The 18308-nt window shown below is 41.2% G+C and carries 13 protein-coding genes and 1 tRNA gene; 4 read left to right on the top strand and 10 right to left on the bottom strand.

Annotated elements, in window-relative coordinates; genetic code table 11:
• Window positions 1-225: 225 nt before the first annotated feature.
• The 10 genes from Q4597_RS00320 to Q4597_RS00275 form a co-directional block, all read right to left on the bottom strand.
• Window positions 226-299, bottom strand: a tRNA-Arg gene (locus tag Q4597_RS00320).
• A 166-nt stretch (window positions 300-465) separates the two neighbouring features.
• Window positions 466-861 carry a response regulator gene (locus Q4597_RS00315; RefSeq protein WP_303404329.1) on the bottom strand — a complete coding sequence of 132 codons (396 nt, stop codon included), beginning with the start codon at window positions 859-861 and terminating at the stop codon, window positions 466-468.
• 4 nt (window positions 862-865) lie between these two features.
• The gene (locus Q4597_RS00310; protein ID WP_303404328.1) at window positions 866-2428 is read right to left on the bottom strand and encodes a sensor histidine kinase; all 1563 of its coding nucleotides are present in this window, start codon (window positions 2426-2428) and stop codon (window positions 866-868) included.
• Between the two features lie 244 nt (window positions 2429-2672).
• Window positions 2673-4781, bottom strand: coding sequence for a methylmalonyl-CoA mutase (scpA, locus tag Q4597_RS00305; RefSeq protein ID WP_303404327.1), 2109 nt, complete (start codon window positions 4779-4781; stop codon window positions 2673-2675).
• Window positions 4782-4809: 28 nt separating this feature from the next.
• The gene (locus Q4597_RS00300) at window positions 4810-6201 is read right to left on the bottom strand and encodes a methylmalonyl-CoA mutase subunit beta (protein WP_303404326.1); all 1392 of its coding nucleotides are present in this window, start codon (window positions 6199-6201) and stop codon (window positions 4810-4812) included.
• A gap of 220 nt (window positions 6202-6421) precedes the next feature.
• Window positions 6422-7777, bottom strand: coding sequence for an exopolysaccharide biosynthesis polyprenyl glycosylphosphotransferase (locus Q4597_RS00295; RefSeq protein WP_303404325.1), 1356 nt, complete (start codon window positions 7775-7777; stop codon window positions 6422-6424).
• A gap of 936 nt (window positions 7778-8713) precedes the next feature.
• Window positions 8714-8845, bottom strand: coding sequence for a hypothetical protein (locus Q4597_RS00290; RefSeq protein ID WP_256439093.1), 132 nt, complete (start codon window positions 8843-8845; stop codon window positions 8714-8716).
• 9 nt (window positions 8846-8854) lie between these two features.
• On the bottom strand, window positions 8855-9331 hold the full coding sequence (locus Q4597_RS00285) for a hypothetical protein (protein WP_303404324.1): 477 nt from the start codon (window positions 9329-9331) through the stop codon (window positions 8855-8857).
• 44 nt (window positions 9332-9375) lie between these two features.
• Window positions 9376-10194 (bottom strand): SDR family NAD(P)-dependent oxidoreductase, encoded by an 819-nt coding sequence (locus Q4597_RS00280; RefSeq protein WP_303404323.1) that lies wholly within the window; start codon window positions 10192-10194, stop codon window positions 9376-9378.
• A gap of 38 nt (window positions 10195-10232) precedes the next feature.
• A complete protein-coding gene (locus Q4597_RS00275; RefSeq protein WP_303404322.1) occupies window positions 10233-11051 on the bottom strand; it encodes an SDR family oxidoreductase in 819 nt (272 codons plus the stop codon).
• Window positions 11052-11293: 242 nt separating this feature from the next.
• On the opposite strand from Q4597_RS00275, the gene Q4597_RS00270 reads away from it, so the two are divergent.
• From Q4597_RS00270 to Q4597_RS00255, 4 genes are all read left to right on the top strand, one after another.
• On the top strand, window positions 11294-11803 hold the full coding sequence (locus Q4597_RS00270) for a peroxiredoxin-like family protein (protein ID WP_303404321.1): 510 nt from the start codon (window positions 11294-11296) through the stop codon (window positions 11801-11803).
• A gap of 167 nt (window positions 11804-11970) precedes the next feature.
• Window positions 11971-12420, top strand: a complete 450-nt coding sequence (locus Q4597_RS00265; RefSeq protein WP_303404320.1) for a hypothetical protein — start codon at window positions 11971-11973, stop codon at window positions 12418-12420.
• The gene (locus Q4597_RS00260; RefSeq protein WP_303404319.1) at window positions 12417-13172 is read left to right on the top strand and encodes an alpha/beta fold hydrolase; all 756 of its coding nucleotides are present in this window, start codon (window positions 12417-12419) and stop codon (window positions 13170-13172) included. Before Q4597_RS00265 ends, Q4597_RS00260 begins: the two co-directional genes overlap by 4 nt.
• Before the next feature lie 135 nt (window positions 13173-13307).
• Entirely contained in the window at window positions 13308-18308 is a 5001-nt protein-coding gene (locus Q4597_RS00255) for a translocation/assembly module TamB domain-containing protein (RefSeq protein WP_303404318.1), read from the top strand.

Below are 18308 nucleotides of genomic sequence, written 5' to 3'. Positions count from 1 at the left end.
AAAAGATCATAAAAAAGGCTTCCAAGAAATTGGAAGCCTTTTTAATTTAGAGTGATTGCGCCAGGATTACCTTTCGGTGTTCCTAGGGAGCTCAATGTTGCAAATTGTAAACCACGAGCTATCGCTCTAGTTCTTCATTTTATTCCAAGATCACAAGACCGGTGGTCTTGCATCTTTCCATAAAACAAAGAACCACGCCCTAAGGACGTGGTTTCTAATTTAAAGTGATCGCGCCAGGATTCGAACCTGGGACCGTCTGCTTAGAAGGCAGATGCTCTATCCAGCTGAGCTACGCGACCATTTCAAAAGCGGTGCAAAGATAGTTTATTTTCCTAGAAAAATAAGCTTCAAGGGTTCAATAATTGTTCTTCGGTGAAAAAAAATGACGTAGAATGCCGTAGTAGCCTAATTTTTAAAGTGTTTGCCGTTTCAGAAAATCGGTCATGGTCAGGGGTGTTCAGCCACTTATTGGGAGTTTTCCAGTTTGGATTCCAATAATTTCTGGCATATAATCTCAAATTCCTTGTTGAGCTCATGCTCGTCTATAGGTTTCCTTAGAATGTGTAGCGGTTCGGTTTTTTTGGCGCTTTCCAAGGTGCTAAAATCCGAGTTTCCGGTGATGTACACAAAAGGAATTTTGTACTTCTCCTTAAGAATGGTGGCCGTTTCAATTCCGTTGAGGTTTCCGCCCAAGCCAATATCCAACAGAACTACATCTGGCATATAATGGTCCACAACAGCTAATGCATCGGTGCCGTTATCCGCAGTTTTAACGTGTGTACTGCCCACATTGGTAATGATATGCTCAATAAACATTTGTATGATCAGGTTATCTTCTACAATTAGGACTTTTAGTTTCATAGTGTTAGGATATCTGTTCAATTTCTTGAAAGGTTATTATATAGTGTGTGCCACTTTCTGTGTTGTCTTTTTCTACGGTGCCTTTTAATTGTAAGGTGAGCATATGGATTAATTTCAGGCCTAGCGATTTGGTATTCCTAAAATCAATTTCATCCGAAAAGCCCGTTCCATTATCGCCAATGTGCAACAGGAAATTGGGGTATTTTAATTTTTCAAACTTAATGGAAATAAGGCCTTCGTCCTTGTTCTTAAATCCGTATTTTAAAGAATTGGTAATGATTTCATTGATCATAAGGCCCAGCGGTACAGAGGTGTCCAGGTTCAGGTGCAATTCTTCCGCTTCAATTTTAATATCTATTTTTTTTTCGGACCCTCGCATAGATGCTATAAGTTTTGAGGCCAATTGGTGTACATAATCCCCATAGTTAATGCGACTAAGGTCTTTGGAGCGGTAAAGCATCTCATGGATGATAGCCATGGAATTGATGCGATACTGGCTGTACCTGAACAAACCTTTTATTTTATCGTCCTTAATAAAACTAGATTGCAAACTGAGCAAACTGGTAATGACCTGTAGATTATTTTTTACCCTATGGTGTATCTCTTTTAAAAGCGTATCGCGTTCGCTAAGTCTATTTTTTATGGTCTGGTTTAGAGTATCTATATAGCTGTTCTTTTTGTAGAGCATATAAATGATGCATAGGAACAGGACAATACCAATGGTGAGGATGGCCGCCGTGATATAAGTAGATTTCTTATACTCTGCCATTTGGTTCTGAATGGATAGAATATCCGGTTTGGTATAGAGTGTCCAAGTCTGGTTGCCTTCCAAACTTACTTTCCTTTGGTAATAAAAAGCGTTTCCATGACGGTCTTTTTTGTCAAGGTCTATGGTAGATTGTGCATATAGCTTTTCGTCATCTGCACTATGGAAAACTTCATTTTTGGAATTCAAGAATGTAATCTCTTGGTCGTTAAAAGTGTCCAGCCAATTTTTGGCATTCAGGTTAAGCCCTACAATGCCACTAAGCACGTTGTTTGTGTAGATAGGGGTAAAAAAGCGCACTGTGGGTCTATGTGGAACCTCAACCTTGCCATTTTCTATGTTGAGGTCCATGTTGGAGATGTAAAACTCTCCTTTGTTCAGCTCCATGGTTTTTTTAAAATAGTCCCGCTTACCTTTAAATTGCGAAGTAGAGGCCATAACCGAATCTTTATGCTCTACCCGTATGACTTCCATGCCTTCCAAATCTATAAAGCGCGCCTGAAAGTAGTTTGGGTCTATTTTTAGAAATTGGCTTAGCTTCTTTTGGGGAACCTCTAATGGAGCGTTCGCTTTAAGGTCCGTTTCTATAAGGTCTCTCAAGAAAATGACGTTTTTCTTGCTGATGCTATAGAGTTCAAAGAGGCGAGATTCTGCATCTTTAAGCTTGTTTTTTGCCTTAATTTCTTCAACTAGGGTAATATTCTTATGAAAAAGCTTAATGCGCTGTACGGAGAGGTTCCATATAATTACGCAAGTAATTAAAAATAGCACGCTGGATATGGATATCAATTTTTTTCCCATAATCTAATGTGTATTCCGGTATTTTAAATGTAGTGTTCTCAAGAAAAAAGTGGTGTTAGTGGTTTGGTAGTAATCTTAAATATAGTTCAATTTATGGGCAAAATGGTGTTAACGGGTTGTTAAAATGTAGTATTTTTACTACGAATTTCAAGTGAAATTGTTAGATTTTTTATACATGGCTGATTATCAAAATACTATTAGGAGTATGTATTTGACCGTGTTTTGTTAAAAATAAAGGTGGTTTTTATGAATTGTCCAATAAGATGTCTAGAATGAGTATGGCAGCTTCGGCAATTTTAGTTCCCGGACCGAAAACCGCAATGGCTCCTTTATCGAATAAATAGGGGTAGTCCTGTTTGGGGATGACACCGCCCACGACCACCATAATATCATCACGGCCGTAGTTTTTGAGCTCGGCAATAACTTCGGGAACCAAGGTCTTATGACCGCCGGCCAAAGAAGAGATGCCCAGAATATGAACATCGTTCTCAACCGCTTGTTTGGCTACTTCCGCAGGTGTCTGGAAAAGTGGGCCTATGTCTACATCAAAACCCAGATCAGCATAGCCCGTGGCAATAACCTTGGCGCCACGATCGTGCCCGTCCTGTCCCATTTTGGCAATGAGGATACGGGGTCTTCTCCCATCCTGTTCCGCAAACTGATCGGAAAGCCTGCAGGCCTTTTTAAAACTCTCGTCTTCCTGTATTTCTTTTGAGTACACCCCTGAAATAGATTGAATGGTTGCTCTGTATCTGCCAAATACCGTTTCTAGTGCACTGCTAATTTCTCCTAAAGTAGCTCTGTGCTTAGCGGCTTCTATAGCTAAAGCTAATAAATTTTCATCCGACCGCGATGGGTCCGTAGTATGATTTTCTTCGGTTAACATTTTGGTGTGTGCGGCATCCGTAAGTTTGCGGAGTGCCGTGGATACTTTTTCATCGTCCCGCTGCTGTTTGATGCGCTCTAGGCGTTCCAATTGTTTTTTTCGTACCGCATTATTATCCACCTCCAATATCTGAAGTCCGTCATCTTCATTGGTTTGGTATTGGTTTACGCCCACAATAATATCCTTGCCACTGTCTATACGGGCCTGTTTTTTTGCGGCGGTTTCCTCTATGCGCAACTTGGGTATTCCGGCTTCAATGGCTTTGGTCATCCCGCCCATTTCCTCAATTTCCTGAATCAGCTCCCACGCTTTATGGGTAAGGTCTTCCGTACGTTTTTCAACATAAAAACTGCCTGCCCAAGGGTCTACCGTTTTGGTGATTTTAGTCTCGTCCCTTAGAAAAAGTTGGGTGTTTCGTGCAATACGTGCCGAAAAATCCGTAGGCAAGGCTATGGCCTCATCCAATGCGTTGGTGTGCAGGCTCTGTGTTCCGCCCAAAACTGCGGATAAGCCCTCTATGGTGGTACGGGCCACATTGTTGAAAGGGTCCTGTGCGGTAAGGCTCCAACCACTGGTTTGACAATGCGTACGCAAAGACATGGATTTACTGTTCTTGGGGTTGAACTGTTTTACGAGTTTGGCCCATAGCATCCTGCCCGCCCGCAATTTGGCAATTTCAGTAAAGTGGTCCATACCAATGCCCCAAAAGAATGATAGTCTAGGAGCAAAGCTATCTATATCAAGTCCCGCTTTTAATCCGGTTCTAATGTATTCCAGTCCGTCGGCCAAAGTGTATGCCAGTTCCAGTTCGGCCGTAGCACCTGCTTCGTGCAAATGGTAACCGGATATGCTGATACTGTTGAATTTGGGCATGAGTTTACTGGTGTACCTAAAAATATCCGAAATAATAGCCATGGAAGGCGCAGGTGGATAGATATAGGTGTTCCGTACCATAAACTCCTTAAGGATATCATTCTGAATGGTGCCGGTGAGAGCTTTTGGAGCAACACCCTGTTCTTCCGCTGCAACAATATAAAAGGCCATAATGGGCAGTACCGCCCCGTTCATGGTCATAGAAACGGACATTTTATCCAAAGGAATTTCATCAAAGAGAATTTTCATATCCTCTACCGTATCTATGGCGACCCCTGCTTTGCCCACATCGCCAACTACCCGTTCATGGTCACTATCATACCCGCGGTGTGTTGCCAGGTCAAAAGCAATGGAAAGTCCTTTTTGCCCCCCTTTTAAGTTTCTTCGGTAAAAGGCATTGCTTTCCTCTGCGGTGGAAAATCCCGCATACTGTCTAATGGTCCACGGGCGTTGTACGTACATGGTGCTGTAGGGTCCGCGTAAAAATGGGGGTATTCCGGCCGCAAAATCCAGATGCTCAAAATCCGCTTGTTGGGTTGCGGTGGTATCCGGTGCCGTCTTTTTATAGGAAATATGTTGTATGTCTTTTCTCATGTATCGCTCTTATATACTACCCAACGGATTATCGTGCTTGCCAGCCTTCGGTTTGTAATCGCTCTCTTTCCAATCCTTCTGAGAGACGTCTTTCCAAAATGGGTTCTATTAGGGTCTTTACAGGACGTTGTTTTCCAAAAGGATGGACTTCAAGTTGGTCTTTCATCCTTTCGCTTCCGTTTATATAGGCATTGGAGCCTACCAGTATCTCCTGGGAAGTGTTGAAGCGCTCTTGCTCCTTTTGTGCACTCTCCTTTAGTTTTTTGTGGACGGTATGGTATTTTAATTGTTTTAGAAATCCACCGTTTGCTTCAATATCCTTAAAGAGTAGCAGCGACTTTTCTGCCAGCTGGTCCGTAATACTTTCAATATAATAGGCACCTTCCGCGGGGTTTTGCAAGGTGTTGAAGTAACTTTCTTTTTTGAGCAAAAGGAGTTGGTTCCTGGCAATACGTTCCGCAAACGCATTGTTCTTGTGGTAGATGAAGTCGTAATTAAGATTGCACACCCGATTGGCACCGCCCAGAATAGCTGCCATACATTCCGTAGTGGTACGGATCATATTCATATTGTAGTCATAAAGGGTTTTGTTCCTATTGGAGGGTACGGCCTCAATTTGGCAATTGGCAGTAATCCCGTATTCTGTGGCTAGTAGTTTCCAAAGTCGGCGTAGGGCCCTGATTTTGGCAATCTCAAAAAAATAATTGCTGCCCACGGCCACTTTAAACGTAATGGTTTCCATAGTAGAACCGTACCAGTTAAGATATTCATTGGCGTGGGCCAGGGCATAGGCCAGCTGTTGAACCCTATTGCCTCCGGCGTTCTGGTATAGTGCCGCATCTATGCTAATACTGTTCTTGCGTTCTTTTGAAGCGGATGCCTGTAATAGCTTATGAGTCAGTTGCAGGTCTTCGGCCATGTTCGTGAACCAGTTTCCGGTACGGGCCAACTGCCCAATAGGGTCAATTTGAAACGAAACGGCCGCTGCTTCCACAGGTTGGCTTTCTGTTAGTTTTATACTATCTGCGGTAGAGATGCTTTTAAACTCGCAATGAACATTAATCTTTTGACCCGTAGGGAGCTGAGCTAAAAGTGTTTTGTAATCTATAGCGGGCGAAGGGAGTGTAAAAAGGATACTTTCCGCACCACCTTTTAGAGCGTTAAGTGCATTTTTATTGGCCTTGGAACTATCATTGACCGTTATGGATTGGGTTATTTTCCAAGGGGTTTGTTTTTCTGTGGTGTGGGCAATTGGGTTTTGAAGGTCATCTGCATGGTAAAAGGGTTTTACCTTAATGCCCTCGGGAGATTCCCAAACCAGGTTTTGGTTATAATCGGCACCTTTAAGTTCGTATTGTATCTTTTGTTTCCACGCTTTCGCGGATACTTTTTCAAAATCGTCGAACAGTTTTTGCTTCATGTCAAAGGAATAAGCCTAATGTTCATGAAAAGTACGATTTTAGGTGCGATTCAAAAAATATGGAGGGGAAGTTTCCTAGGGAACGGAAATAAGCAACGTGCTGATGTAAATCGGAATCCCATAAGGTAAGAGATGAGCAATAGGTCTTTATTAACTGGGAAAGGACTTTGTTCTAAGAACTAAGAACTAAGAACTAAGAACTATAAGCTAGGTGTTGGTTTTAATATGCGTTTTCCTCCCCGCGTACGGCATTTACAACCGTTTGGAAAATAATTCTAACGTCTAACCATAAGGACCATTTTTCTACATAAAAAATGTCTAGTTTAGTACGGTTTAGAATGTCTTTTTTCTCTCCGATTTCCCCACGGTAGCCTTTTATTTGAGCAAGTCCGGTAATACCCGGTTTTACAAAATGGCGTACCAGATATTTATCTACATTCACTTCATAGTCCCAAGTGTGCAGTTCCATATGGGGCCTTGGGCCTACCACACTCATATCGCCTAAAAACACATTTAAGAATTGCGGCAATTCATCTATACTGGTTTTTCGGATAAACCTGCCTACACGGGTTACGCGCATATCTCCTTTGGTGGCCATTTTAGAGTCCGCATCCTTGGAGGGGCGCATAGACCTGAACTTATAGCACCAAAAGGTCTGCCGTTTAAGCCCATGTCTTTTTTGTTTAAAGTATAGTTTGCCCGGTGATTCCAATTTTATAAGAATGAACATAATGGGTACGAGCCATGACAGTATAAAAACAATAACCAAAGAAGAGAAGAGAAGGTCAAACGTACGTTTTACTACGCGGGCAAACAACGTATCCAAAGGCACCCTTCTCAGGTTGAGTACGGGCACGGTTTCATAGAGCTCAATAAACATGCCTCTAGAATAGATTTCTTTGTTATCCGGTATAATTTTCACGCGGATAAGGTTGTTGTCCGCAAAGTCTATCAGGTTGCGTAATTCTTTGTTGTTAAACTTGGAGGCAACGCAATAAATTTCATCTATATTATTCTCTAGAATATAAAGAAAGCAATCTTCAACAGGGCCTAGAAATGTGGGACTATTGGATTTTTTATCATCAAAATATCCCATATAACGGTAGCCCAACTCAGGTTCATCAAATACCTTGCGTATTTTCTTTAAATTTTTGTCACGGCCTAGAACTACTACTTTAACGGAGTTGCCGCCCCATAAGCGGTATTTTCTACGTAGCCAGAAGAAAACCACACGATAGGCCGTTAATGCCGCGCATATAATCAAATAGATGAACAATTGCTGTTCCAGCGATTCATAAATTCTACCTGTTATTCCAAAAAGGGCAAAATAGGCAAGACCATAAATTAAATAGAGTTGAACAACTTTATGAATGTTGGTGAAAAACCGTTCCTTTCTTTTTCTAGTGTAGTAGCTTAGACCATAGGTGATAAGCAGCCAAGACACATTGTAATGAAAAATATAATATACATTAGTGTAGGTTTCCGGTGTTAAGCAGAACAGTAAACCATTAATGATACACAAGTGAACCAATATGGAAATTGGGATAACCCAGTCCGAATTTTTAAAGCTTTTCATCACCTCTATTGCTGTATATTATGGGTAGTGAAACTGGCCCTAGGATTTAAAGCCGTTGATTGTAAAAAACATCCGGCATTTCCAAAAAAAGTTGTTGGTAAAAGTTGACTAAATGGCAATAACATAATAACAGTAGATTTACAAGTTTAATAATGTTTTACATCTAGCGCTGTAGGGCGTTTTTTTAATTTTGGGGGAGGTTAAAATTGCAGGCGCAAATATAGGATTTCGGGTAGTACAGCCAAAATTAAAAGTGTTATTTAATCATTATCCCATACTCTTAAAATCGATTTTAATTCGCTAAATCGCAGTTGGTTGTAATGTTTGTAGTACTTACGGAGTATTCTGAAGTTTCCGGTTTTTCCTATAAAATTAATTAAATCCCGAACTAGGCGTTTAGTGTGCGTTCATCGCATTTTTGGATGCTTGAAATACGTGGTTAGGTGTGGGTACAAAGGTTTATTGTGAATGTGCAGATTTGTAAGATAATTTTTTGATGATTCTATGAAAAAATAGCGCAACAATGGGGAATTTAAAAAAGGTAGCATAGAGGAGTATATGTTGATTGAAAATTCTGAATGGATAAACAAAAAAAAGGGAGTGTTCCCCAACACTCCCTTTTCAAGTTTTAAATTCTATTTCAATATTGAAATAGTTTATCAACCTACTTATGAGTTACAAAGGTGCATGAGTTTTATTTCGCTTTTTGATGCTAAAAATTGAAATTTTGATTCAAAAAATTAATAGGTAATTCCATCTAAAAGGTTGGATATCGGACATAAAAAAGGGAGCGTTCCCCAACGCTCCCTTCCGAGTTATATAATACCCATTTCAATATTGAAACGGTTATTCAACCTACTTATGAGTTACAAAGATGCATTACATTCCCAAGTGCTATTGATTCAATAGATACCGAAATTGACTCATTTAATTTACTTAGTTGATTACATAGCCTAAAATCCAATAAAGGATAATAAAAACTACAATGCTACCAATGCAACCGCATTTGCCGCCTCCTATTTTTTTGGCTCCCCAACCGGCCAATATCGCTTTTAGAATATTCTTCATAATTCTTTATTATTGGGATTTTATAGGTCCCGATTTATATTTGGTATTGTAATCCATTCGCAAATTTTGCAAAGTGCTGTTTAAATCTTCGGCCTGGGATTGGAGCAGTGCACTTGTAGTTTTTGGTAAGCTACCAAACGCCAATAGATTTTGATATTTTAATATTAGCGCCTCTTCCTTGGAAGTAATCAATAGATTAATCTCCTTATCCGATAGGTTCTTTTCCAATAACTGATTTTCCAACGATTCAAAAATAGGATGTTCTATATGGGCCATACGGGCAATTTTCCTTTCGGTTACCGCATAATACTCATCCGTTAGGATTTTCTCGAAATCTACTTCTTCAAAATGGCGTTTCTTAAAATAGGAGAGCCATGTAGGATACCGATCTGATTGTACTAATGTACCATACATGCGCTGGCAGGCATGTGTTTCGGCTACCAATTCGCTCAAGGCATTTTCCCATGAAGTGCGTTCTCGTTCCATGATAATTGTTTTGGATTAAAGTTTAATTTTTTATTCGGTATTAATCAACCAAAAGCCGATTCTACGGCACCACCATCTATGCGTACGTTGGTTCCGTTTACATAACTGGCATGTTCAGAGCACAAAAAGGCTACTACCGCGGCCACTTCTTCCGGTTTTCCTCTACGTTCCATTGCAATGTGCGGTCTTTTGTTCTTTACGAACCATTCTACGGCTTCCTTCACCGAGATATCTTTTTCCTTGGCCAGTTCCTCCATCATGGCATCCGTCATGGGCGTTTCAATATAGGCCGGAGAAATGCAGTTGAAAAGAATGTTCTCTTTGGAATAGGATCGAGATAAACATTTGGAGAGATTTATAATTGCGGCCTTACAGGCATTATACGGACTCTCATCTACGTATGGCTGAAACGCATTTTCACTGGCTACCATAACCATGCGTCCCCATTTTAGTTTTTGCATTTGTGGAACAAAAGCTCGTGCCACACGAACGGCACCCATCAAGTCTACTTGAATGGTATTCATCCAATCTTCATCCGTTAATTTCAAGAAATCTCCAGCTGCGCCCCGTGCACCCGCCGAATGAAAAATGATGTGTGCACCACCAAATTCGGTTTCAATTTTATCGGCCAAATCCAATACCTCTTGATTTTTGGATATATCCGCAGCAATGCCCATGACTTTAGCACCATCCTGGGCGTCTTTTTCAACTTGTTTGACCGCATCTTTTAATTCGTTGCCATTGTCCTTGTCCGAAAGTACAATGTTGACCCCTTCCCGAGCTAAAAATTTAGCGGTTTCAATTCCTAATCCTGAGTCGCCTCCTGTTATCAAGGCCGTTTTTCCTTTTATGTTTAAATCCATACTGTTTCTTTTAAATAATGATTATATATAGTTGTATGCTATCCGTTTGTAGTAAAACCTGGGTAGCATGTCATTCCACCATCAACAAAAATGGTGGTTCCGTTTATGTATTCAGATTCGTCCGAAGCCAACCAACTGGCTACACTCCCTATATCTTCGGGTACACCAATCTGTTTGTAAGGGATGAGTTTTAGCATATTCTCTCGTCCTTCCTTGGTGCTCCAAACGTCTTTATTGATATCTGTTTTTATTGCTCCCGGTGCTATACTGTTACATCGTATTTTATGGGGAGCGTACGCCTGGCAAATACTTTCCATCAACATCAAAAGTCCGCCTTTAGATGCCGCATAATTGGCATGGCCGGCCCAAGGGATAACTTCATGAACCGAACTCATATGAATGATTTTTCCCAAAGAATTGGAAATGTCCTTGCGCATACCCCGGCGTAAAAATTCGTTTATGGCCTCTTTGGCGCATAAAAACTGCCCTGTTAGATTTACATCTATCACTTTTTGCCAGGCCTCCAACGGCATTTCGTGTAATGGATAGTCTATTTGCATACCGGCATTGGCCACGCATACATCTACAGTACCAAAATGCTCAATAGTAGTCTTGAACATAGCTTTTACGTCTTGCTCTTTGCTTACATCGCATTTTACAACAATGGCTTCGCCACTAAGTTTGTTCTTGCTGATTTCGTTGGCAACTTCTTCTGCAGCTTCTTTTGAGCTTCTATAATTCACGACCACGTTGGCGCCTTCTGCACCCATTGCCAGTGCCACGGCTTTACCGATACCGCCACTGGAGCCGGTTACGATACAGGTTTGGTTTTCAAGTCTTTTATTGGGTTTTTGCATAACTGTAGTAATTAGACCATAAAATTACCAGGTCTTGTCCTGCCAGAATAGTCCTATACATAAAATTGATAGCTCAATGCAATTAAAAGGGAAGGCCTTTGTAATAAGCGAATTGGATAATGTTTTACGGCATTATTTTTTGTTATTAAGGCTATTTGCAAATTGGGGTTCCTGTTAATTTGTGAGAACGATAAGGGGGTACCCTAGTTATGAGAGATACAGAAATTTAAAATACATAAAAGATGATAAAGCCAAAAACAGAAGTACCTAAATTAGAGCTTCCACTAATTAACGATACCCGATGGAATTTAGCCACGCAGAATAGCGAGACCTTTACTGTTCTTGTTTTTTACAGGGGGTTGCATTGTCCTATTTGCAAAAATTATTTAGAAGATCTTGCCAAAAAGTTGAAGGACTTTACGGATAGGGGCGCCCATGTGGTGGCCATTAGCAGTGATACGGAAGAGCGGGCCAAGAAAGCTGGCGAGGAATGGGACGTTCCCGAACTGCCCATTGCCTACGGATTATCTATTGAAGAGGCTAGAAATTGGGGGTTGTTCGTTTCAGAGGGAATTAAAGATTCCGAACCGGATACGTTTTCGGAACCCGGAGTTTTTCTGGTAAGACCGGATAATACCTTGTATGCAAGTGCTATTCAGACTATGCCTTTTGCACGCCCCAACTGGAAAGATATTCTAAATGCCATAGACTATATAGAAAAGAACGATTACCCAGCTAGGGGGGGTGAGTAATTCATTTCCCGATGCTGTCTCCAAGTGATGGGTTGAGTGGTCTTTAAACAATAATAGGTTGACCTTAATGCAAGTCCTATTCGGAGAGATAAAAAGTATTTCGTAAATTTAAGAGAGGAGGCCCTTCTCCTTTTAAAAACAATCTACGAACTTAAATGAATAGGATTATGGAGTTGAATTATAAAATTTATCGGAAAGTAAAAATCTACTTTAACAAAATCTGTGGAGCAATTCCCAATCTAACACTTCTAAAAGAGCGGTCCGAATTAACTTTTGGAGGCTCCTTGGTCGCATCCCGAATTGAAGAAATGCAATTGGTACAAGCACAATTGGTGAATTTCTTTATGAATCCGGATTTGATCGTGCCTTTTGTACCTTCTTCACGCTGTACCGCATTATCTACTTGGTATGGAAACAATACTTTGCAGTCCTGTGGGGATTTGGGAACTTTTCAAACTATGCTTATAGAAGAGGATGATAAGGTGTTGGAAGAAGCGAACTATATGATTGCGGACCCACTATTGCCTTCTAAACTTCAGGTTTTGCTTAAAAAACATAGAAAGAGATTAAAAAATATCAGGATTAATAAAGAGAGCCTGAACGAATTAGAAAGATGAAAGAATATACAGGATTGCGGTATGAAAAAATAGGCCATGGAAAGAAAACCATTGTCTTTGTGCATTATTTTGGAGGTGATGCCGGAAGTTGGAAATGGTTGGCCAAAAGGTTGCGGAAAAAGTATACCTGTATCATGCTCAATCTGCCGGGTTTTGGAGGGACAAGGCCGCTTGCGGAACCTTCCATTTATGGTATGGCGCAATATATAAACGTGATTATTGATGAGTTAAAACTAAAGGATTATATTCTTTGCGGTCATTCTATGGGCGCCAAATTGATACTCTATGCCGCACAGATAAAAAATACGAACTTACCTCAGAAACTAATGTTGATTGCGCCTTCGCCACCTACTGTAGAACGCATGGAAGACCAAGAGCGCAAACGGATGTTGAACCATCCGGACAGGGCCGAAGCGGCCAACACGGTACATGGGGCTACCCAAAAGAAAATGGGTAAAAAGAGATTGTTGTATGCGGTCAATTCCCAATTGCAGATTGAAGAATCTACTTGGAAATGGTGGTTGAACGTGGGGATGAAAAATAATATTGCAGACCGGATAAAAGGGCTTGATATTCCCACAGACGTAATTTTCTCCAATGACGACCCCGTGATTTCTACAGAAGCCATTTATGAAGAAGTGTTGCCTAATCTTAGTAATCCTTCTACGGTAGCTTTGAGTAGGGTAGGGCATTTAATTCCTATGGAAATGCCAAGGAAACTGGCCCGCATCATTAAAAAACTTAATAAATAGACTCCCGTTAAACAGTCCTGAAATTCGCGTTTGCAGGTGATGGTATTAGATATCGTTCGTATTTAAAGCAAATAAGTTAATTTATGATTGTTAAAAGCGTACAAGTCATGTGCTTATTACTGATCTTTGCTCCTAATGCAAAAGGAGAAAAGAAAAAATAGGTGGCTGCGGCGCTTAGGACGGGTGTTCTTAGTGCTGGCGCTATTGTTTTTTGGTTTGGTACTGTTTATCCGAAGTCAGTGGGGGCAGGATATTATAGTGGGTAAGCTTACCAACTACGTGTCTCAACAGACGAATACAAAAGTTGAGATAGATCGGTTATACTTAACCTTTTCAGGAAATATTTTTTTAGAAGGATTGTATTTGGAAGATACCAAAGGGGATACCTTGGTCTATTCTAAAAATCTGGAATTGAATTTGCCCCTCTCACCTTTAATTTTCAATAACGAACTTAATTTAAAGTCGGCCACTTGGGAAGGTTTGAACGCCAACATCACAAGAGAGCCGGATTCCGAGGACTTCAATTTCAATTTTTTAATAGATGCTTTTGCCGCGGAAGATACCACTACCGTTACCACGGAAAGTGAACCCATGCAAATAACCGTTGGGGAACTTGATTTTAAAGATTTTAAGTTGGTCTATAATGACCAATTTTTGGGAATAGACAGTCGCATTAAATTAGGTGGATTGGTGCTAGACGCAGATGAGACGGATTTAGAACAGTTGCGATTTGAATTGGATGAACTGAAATTATCCAACACGGATATTTTCTACAAACAGACCAAACCCTTTGTTTCCGAAGATACTACGGAAACCACTTTGCCGTACTTTGCTGTAGACCTGCTGCAACTACAAAACGTAAAAGCCAACTATAGCTCCGTTCCGGATTCCATTAGCGCAAAACTAGATGTTCGGGATTTTAAGCTAGAACTGCCCAAAGCCAACCTGGCATCCAACGAAATAGAAGTAGATAGGATTTCGCTGCAGCGTTCGGCCATTTCGCTCCAGCTTCCGGCGGCTTCAAAAACTACAGATTCTACCGTTACGACCAATAGTGCTACAGGTTTTGAATGGCCTAAATTTTTAGTGCAGGTAGATGAAATTGATTTTCAGGAAAATTCCATGGCCTACACCATGGGTACGGCCCAGCCGGAAAAAGGCAAATTCAACCCTAATGCCATTTCACTTTCTAATTTTAAACTTCAAGCGGAAGAGGTAAAATACCGTCCGCAAGAAGTGGCTATGCAATTAAACGTACTTTCTTTTGCCGAACAGAGCGGTATTACATTGCAAAAACTGAACTTTAATGCTCGGATTGATGATAGCAGTGCTGCTTTGGAGGACCTGCAATTTGCGGTTAACAACAGTTCTTTGGCAGGGCAAATGAGTTTAAAATACCCGTCTATAGAAACCGTGTTGGATGCCCCGGAAGGTACGCGGGTAGATTTAAATCTTCAAGATATATATGTAAATGTACAGGATGCATTCACCCTACAACCAGAATTGGCGGATAATGCCTATATGGTCACTGCTGCGGAACATCCCCTGCAAGGTGGAATTTCGGCAGAAGGTACGTTACAAAAAATCGATATAAAAAATATGCAGCTCCACTGGGGGCAAACCACCCAATTTGCTGCACAAGGAAGCTTGCAAAACGTCACCCAACCGGATTCGCTTTATTTTGATTTCAGAACTATTTCAATCAATACCGTAAAAGAGGATGTGGCAAAATTTGTTTCGGAAAAAGAATTGGGAATTTCACTGCCTAAAACCATTGCTATAGATGCCCAAGCTAGTGGAAAAGTGAACGACCTTACCGCACAAGCACAATTAAAAATTCCAGAAGGTACTATTGCCGCCAAAGGCGCTTACCAAGATGGGCAAGAGATGGAGTTTAACGGGAATTTAAAAGTAGATAGCCTGCAACTGAATACGTTGTTGAACAACCCACAACTGGGTGCCGTTTCATTTACCATGGATGTTTCCGGTGGGGGAACGATGAATAATTTGGATGCAAAACTTAAAACGGATTTCACTCAATTGACATTCAGTAATTACGATTTTTCGGCATTGAAGTTGGAAGGTGAGATGAAAAACGGGAAAGGAGCGGTAGACCTTGCTTTTAAAGACAAAAACCTGAATCTTTTGGCAAAGACCCAAGTGGTTCTGGACTCGGTAAACTCACAGTTAGATTTAGACCTTAATGTCATTGGGGCCGATTTGTATGCACTAGGGGTAACCAAAGAGAACATAAAAGCGGGGCTTCAACTTAACGGAAAATTCTCGGGTAATGCCGAAGCTTACAACATAGATGCCCAAATAGAAAACGGCGTGGCGGTCTATGACAATGAGCAGTATCAAATGGGGCCTGTTAACCTAAAATCGTATATAGATAATACCAACACCAACGTCTCGGTAACTAGTGATTTTTTGGTGGCCAGTCTAAAATCCAACGCTAGTCCACAAGGCTTGAACAATGCGCTAACACGGCAATTTGAAAACTATTTTAAAGACGAACAGGACAGTGTGGCCGTAAGGGATTCCGTGCGATTGAAAATGAATTTAAAGCTGTCTCCAACGCCATTCCTGACCGAAGTGTTTTTACGGGATGTGGACCGTTTGGATTCGGTTTTGATAGATGCCGATTTTGACGCCGCTACACGAAAATTAAACGCAAACGTACATGTGCCTTCCGTGGCCTATCAAGGAAGTTCCGTAGATAGTTTAAACGCTAGAGTAACGGGGAATGCGACCAATTTGGATTTTACGGCCGGTTTTGCCGGTCTCGTATCGGAACCGGTTCTTATAAAACGAACCTTTATTGAAGGTAATCTGAAAAACAAAAAACTGTTCATGGATTTTATTGCCATGGATGATAGTGAGGCTGTCGCACATATTTCTTCGCAACTCACCCTTTCAAAAGATACCACTCGCATTCATATAGATCCGTCCAATTTGGTTCTGAACAAGAAAAAATGGTCAGTTCCAGCGGACAATCAGATTCGTGTTGGACCAGATGTATTACAGTTCAATAACATGAAATTTACCCGGAACGACCAATCTCTAACGCTTAGTGATCAGTTGCCCGGTCAAGATAAGGAGCATATAGGTATTGTGTTCGATAATTTTAGGTTACAGACTTTTCTTAGTCTTTTAAATCCGGATGAAACTTTGGCCTCCGGTCTAGTAAAAGGAGATTTGATCATTGAGAACCCTTTTGGCGCAACGGGGCTTGTGGCCGATTTTAAGATCAATGCTTTGGAGGCTCTTGAGAATCCTTTGGGCAATTTAAGCTTAAAGGCAAATTCCTCGGGAAATGCCGCTTACGATTTTAACCTTGCCTTAAAAGATGGTGGTGCAGACCTTGATTTAATTGGAGACTACGCGGCTTCGGAGAATGGGGCGCAACTGAACCTGGATTTGGATTTAAACCGAGTAGAGTTACAAACCTTGGAAGCGTTTACGCAGGGAGCCATTAAAGATTCGCATGGGGCCTTGTCAGGAAAAATAAATGTCTCGGGAACCACTGCCGCTCCGGAATACGACGGAACCCTAGATTTTACGAAAGTTGATTTTAATGTGGCCGCATTAAATTCCGTTTTTAAGATTGCCGATGAACAGTTGAAATTGGATACGGAGGGCATTTATTTTGATGCATTTCAGATAGCGGATGCAGATGGCAGCGATTTTACGATACAAGGTGCCGTGCTTACCGAAGAACTTTTGAACCCTTCTTTTGATTTACAGCTGGATGCAGAGAATTTTAGAGTACTGAACTCCACAAAAGAGGATAATGAACTGTATTACGGAGTAGCTAGTTTGGATGCCGATATAAAGGTGGAGGGCGATTTGGAGTTGCCCAAAGTAAGTGGTAAACTACGTATTCGAAAAATTACAGATATCACCTATGTGGTACCCGAATCGCAATTGGATGTTGAGGAACGGGATGGGGTGGTACTCTTTGTAAACCGTGAAAATCCGGATGCTATCTTAACTCGTAACGATCAGGAAGAAACCCCGTCCTTTTTTCAGGGAATGGATGTCCGAACGGTTTTGGAAATTGCAGAGGATGCCGATTTTCATGTGATTATAGACGAACGTACGGGAGATAATCTTGAAGTCTCTGGAGATGCGGCGCTTAACTTGAATATTGAACCTAACGGGAGAATCAATCTTTCGGGTAGGTACGAGCTGAAATCCGGACATTATGAGACCAATCTTTATAATTTGGTAAAGCGAAGGTTTGAAATAAATCCGGGGAGTACCATTACCTGGCAAGGAGATCCTACCGATGCAAAACTTGATGTTACTGCGGTGTACAGCGTAGAAACCTCTGCGGAGCCTTTAATGTCCTCTGTAGTTTCTAGTGAAGACGTTAGTGTGAGTTCAAAATATCAAGAGGTATTGCCTTTTCTGGTCTATCTGAATGTAGACGGAGAACTGCTACAACCCGATCTATCCTTTGGCCTGGATATGCCCGAAGATGAGCAAGGTGCTTTGAGCGGTGCCGTATATGGGCGTGTACAACAACTGAACGGTCAAGAGGCGGAACTGAACAAACAAGTGTTTTCATTACTGGCGCTCAATAGGTTTTATCCTGATTCGGGTAGCGATGGAAGTTCTGGGGGAACGGCCGCCATTGCTAGGGATAATGTTAATAAGGTATTGTCGGGTGAGCTTAATGCGTTTTCGGATAAGGTGTTCGGTAATACAGGGGTTGAGGTAGATTTTGACCTGGATAGCTTTACTGATTATCAAGGGGACAGTCCGCAAGACCGGACGCAACTCAATATAAACGCCAAGAAAAAATTGTTTGATGACCGCTTGGTCGTAACTGCTGGTAGCGCGGTAGATGTGGAGGGGAGTGCGCAGTCCGGACAGGAACAGACGCCCATAATTGGTAATGTGAGTTTGGAATATTTGCTCACCAAAGACGGAAGGTACCGTTTGCGCGGTTTTCGAAAAAGTGAGTATGAGAATATTATTGACGGTCAGTTGATCGTAACCGGTATGGCCGTTATTTTTAATAGGGAGTTTAATAAGTTCAGTCAGCTGTTCAATCCCTTAAAAGATAACGTTGAAGAGAAGGAAAAGAAAGCCAAATCCGATAAAGAAGAACAAAAAGGGGAACAATAA

Source organism: Zobellia sp. 1_MG-2023 (assembly GCF_030549125.1).
GTDB classification, from domain to species: domain Bacteria; phylum Bacteroidota; class Bacteroidia; order Flavobacteriales; family Flavobacteriaceae; genus Zobellia; species Zobellia russellii.
The sequence above is the reverse complement of the archived record's forward strand: the minus strand, read 5'-3'. Positions and strand labels throughout refer to the sequence as shown.

Coding starts and splice junctions, on each gene's coding strand:
- Q4597_RS00295 (WP_303404325.1), bottom strand. CDS start 7,777: ATGAAAAGCTTTAAAAATTCGGACTGGGTTATCCCAATTTCCATATTG.
- Q4597_RS00300 (WP_303404326.1), bottom strand. CDS start 6,201: ATGAAGCAAAAACTGTTCGACGATTTTGAAAAAGTATCCGCGAAAGCG.
- Q4597_RS00280 (WP_303404323.1), bottom strand. CDS start 10,194: ATGGATTTAAACATAAAAGGAAAAACGGCCTTGATAACAGGAGGCGAC.
- Q4597_RS00315 (WP_303404329.1), bottom strand. CDS start 861: ATGAAACTAAAAGTCCTAATTGTAGAAGATAACCTGATCATACAAATG.
- Q4597_RS00265 (WP_303404320.1), top strand. CDS start 11,971: ATGGAGTTGAATTATAAAATTTATCGGAAAGTAAAAATCTACTTTAAC.
- Q4597_RS00290 (WP_256439093.1), bottom strand. CDS start 8,845: ATGAAGAATATTCTAAAAGCGATATTGGCCGGTTGGGGAGCCAAAAAA.
- Q4597_RS00285 (WP_303404324.1), bottom strand. CDS start 9,331: ATGGAACGAGAACGCACTTCATGGGAAAATGCCTTGAGCGAATTGGTA.
- Q4597_RS00255 (WP_303404318.1), top strand. CDS start 13,308: ATGCAAAAGGAGAAAAGAAAAAATAGGTGGCTGCGGCGCTTAGGACGG.
- Q4597_RS00260 (WP_303404319.1), top strand. CDS start 12,417: ATGAAAGAATATACAGGATTGCGGTATGAAAAAATAGGCCATGGAAAG.
- scpA (WP_303404327.1), bottom strand. CDS start 4,781: ATGAGAAAAGACATACAACATATTTCCTATAAAAAGACGGCACCGGAT.
- Q4597_RS00310 (WP_303404328.1), bottom strand. CDS start 2,428: ATGGGAAAAAAATTGATATCCATATCCAGCGTGCTATTTTTAATTACT.
- Q4597_RS00270 (WP_303404321.1), top strand. CDS start 11,294: ATGATAAAGCCAAAAACAGAAGTACCTAAATTAGAGCTTCCACTAATT.
- Q4597_RS00275 (WP_303404322.1), bottom strand. CDS start 11,051: ATGCAAAAACCCAATAAAAGACTTGAAAACCAAACCTGTATCGTAACC.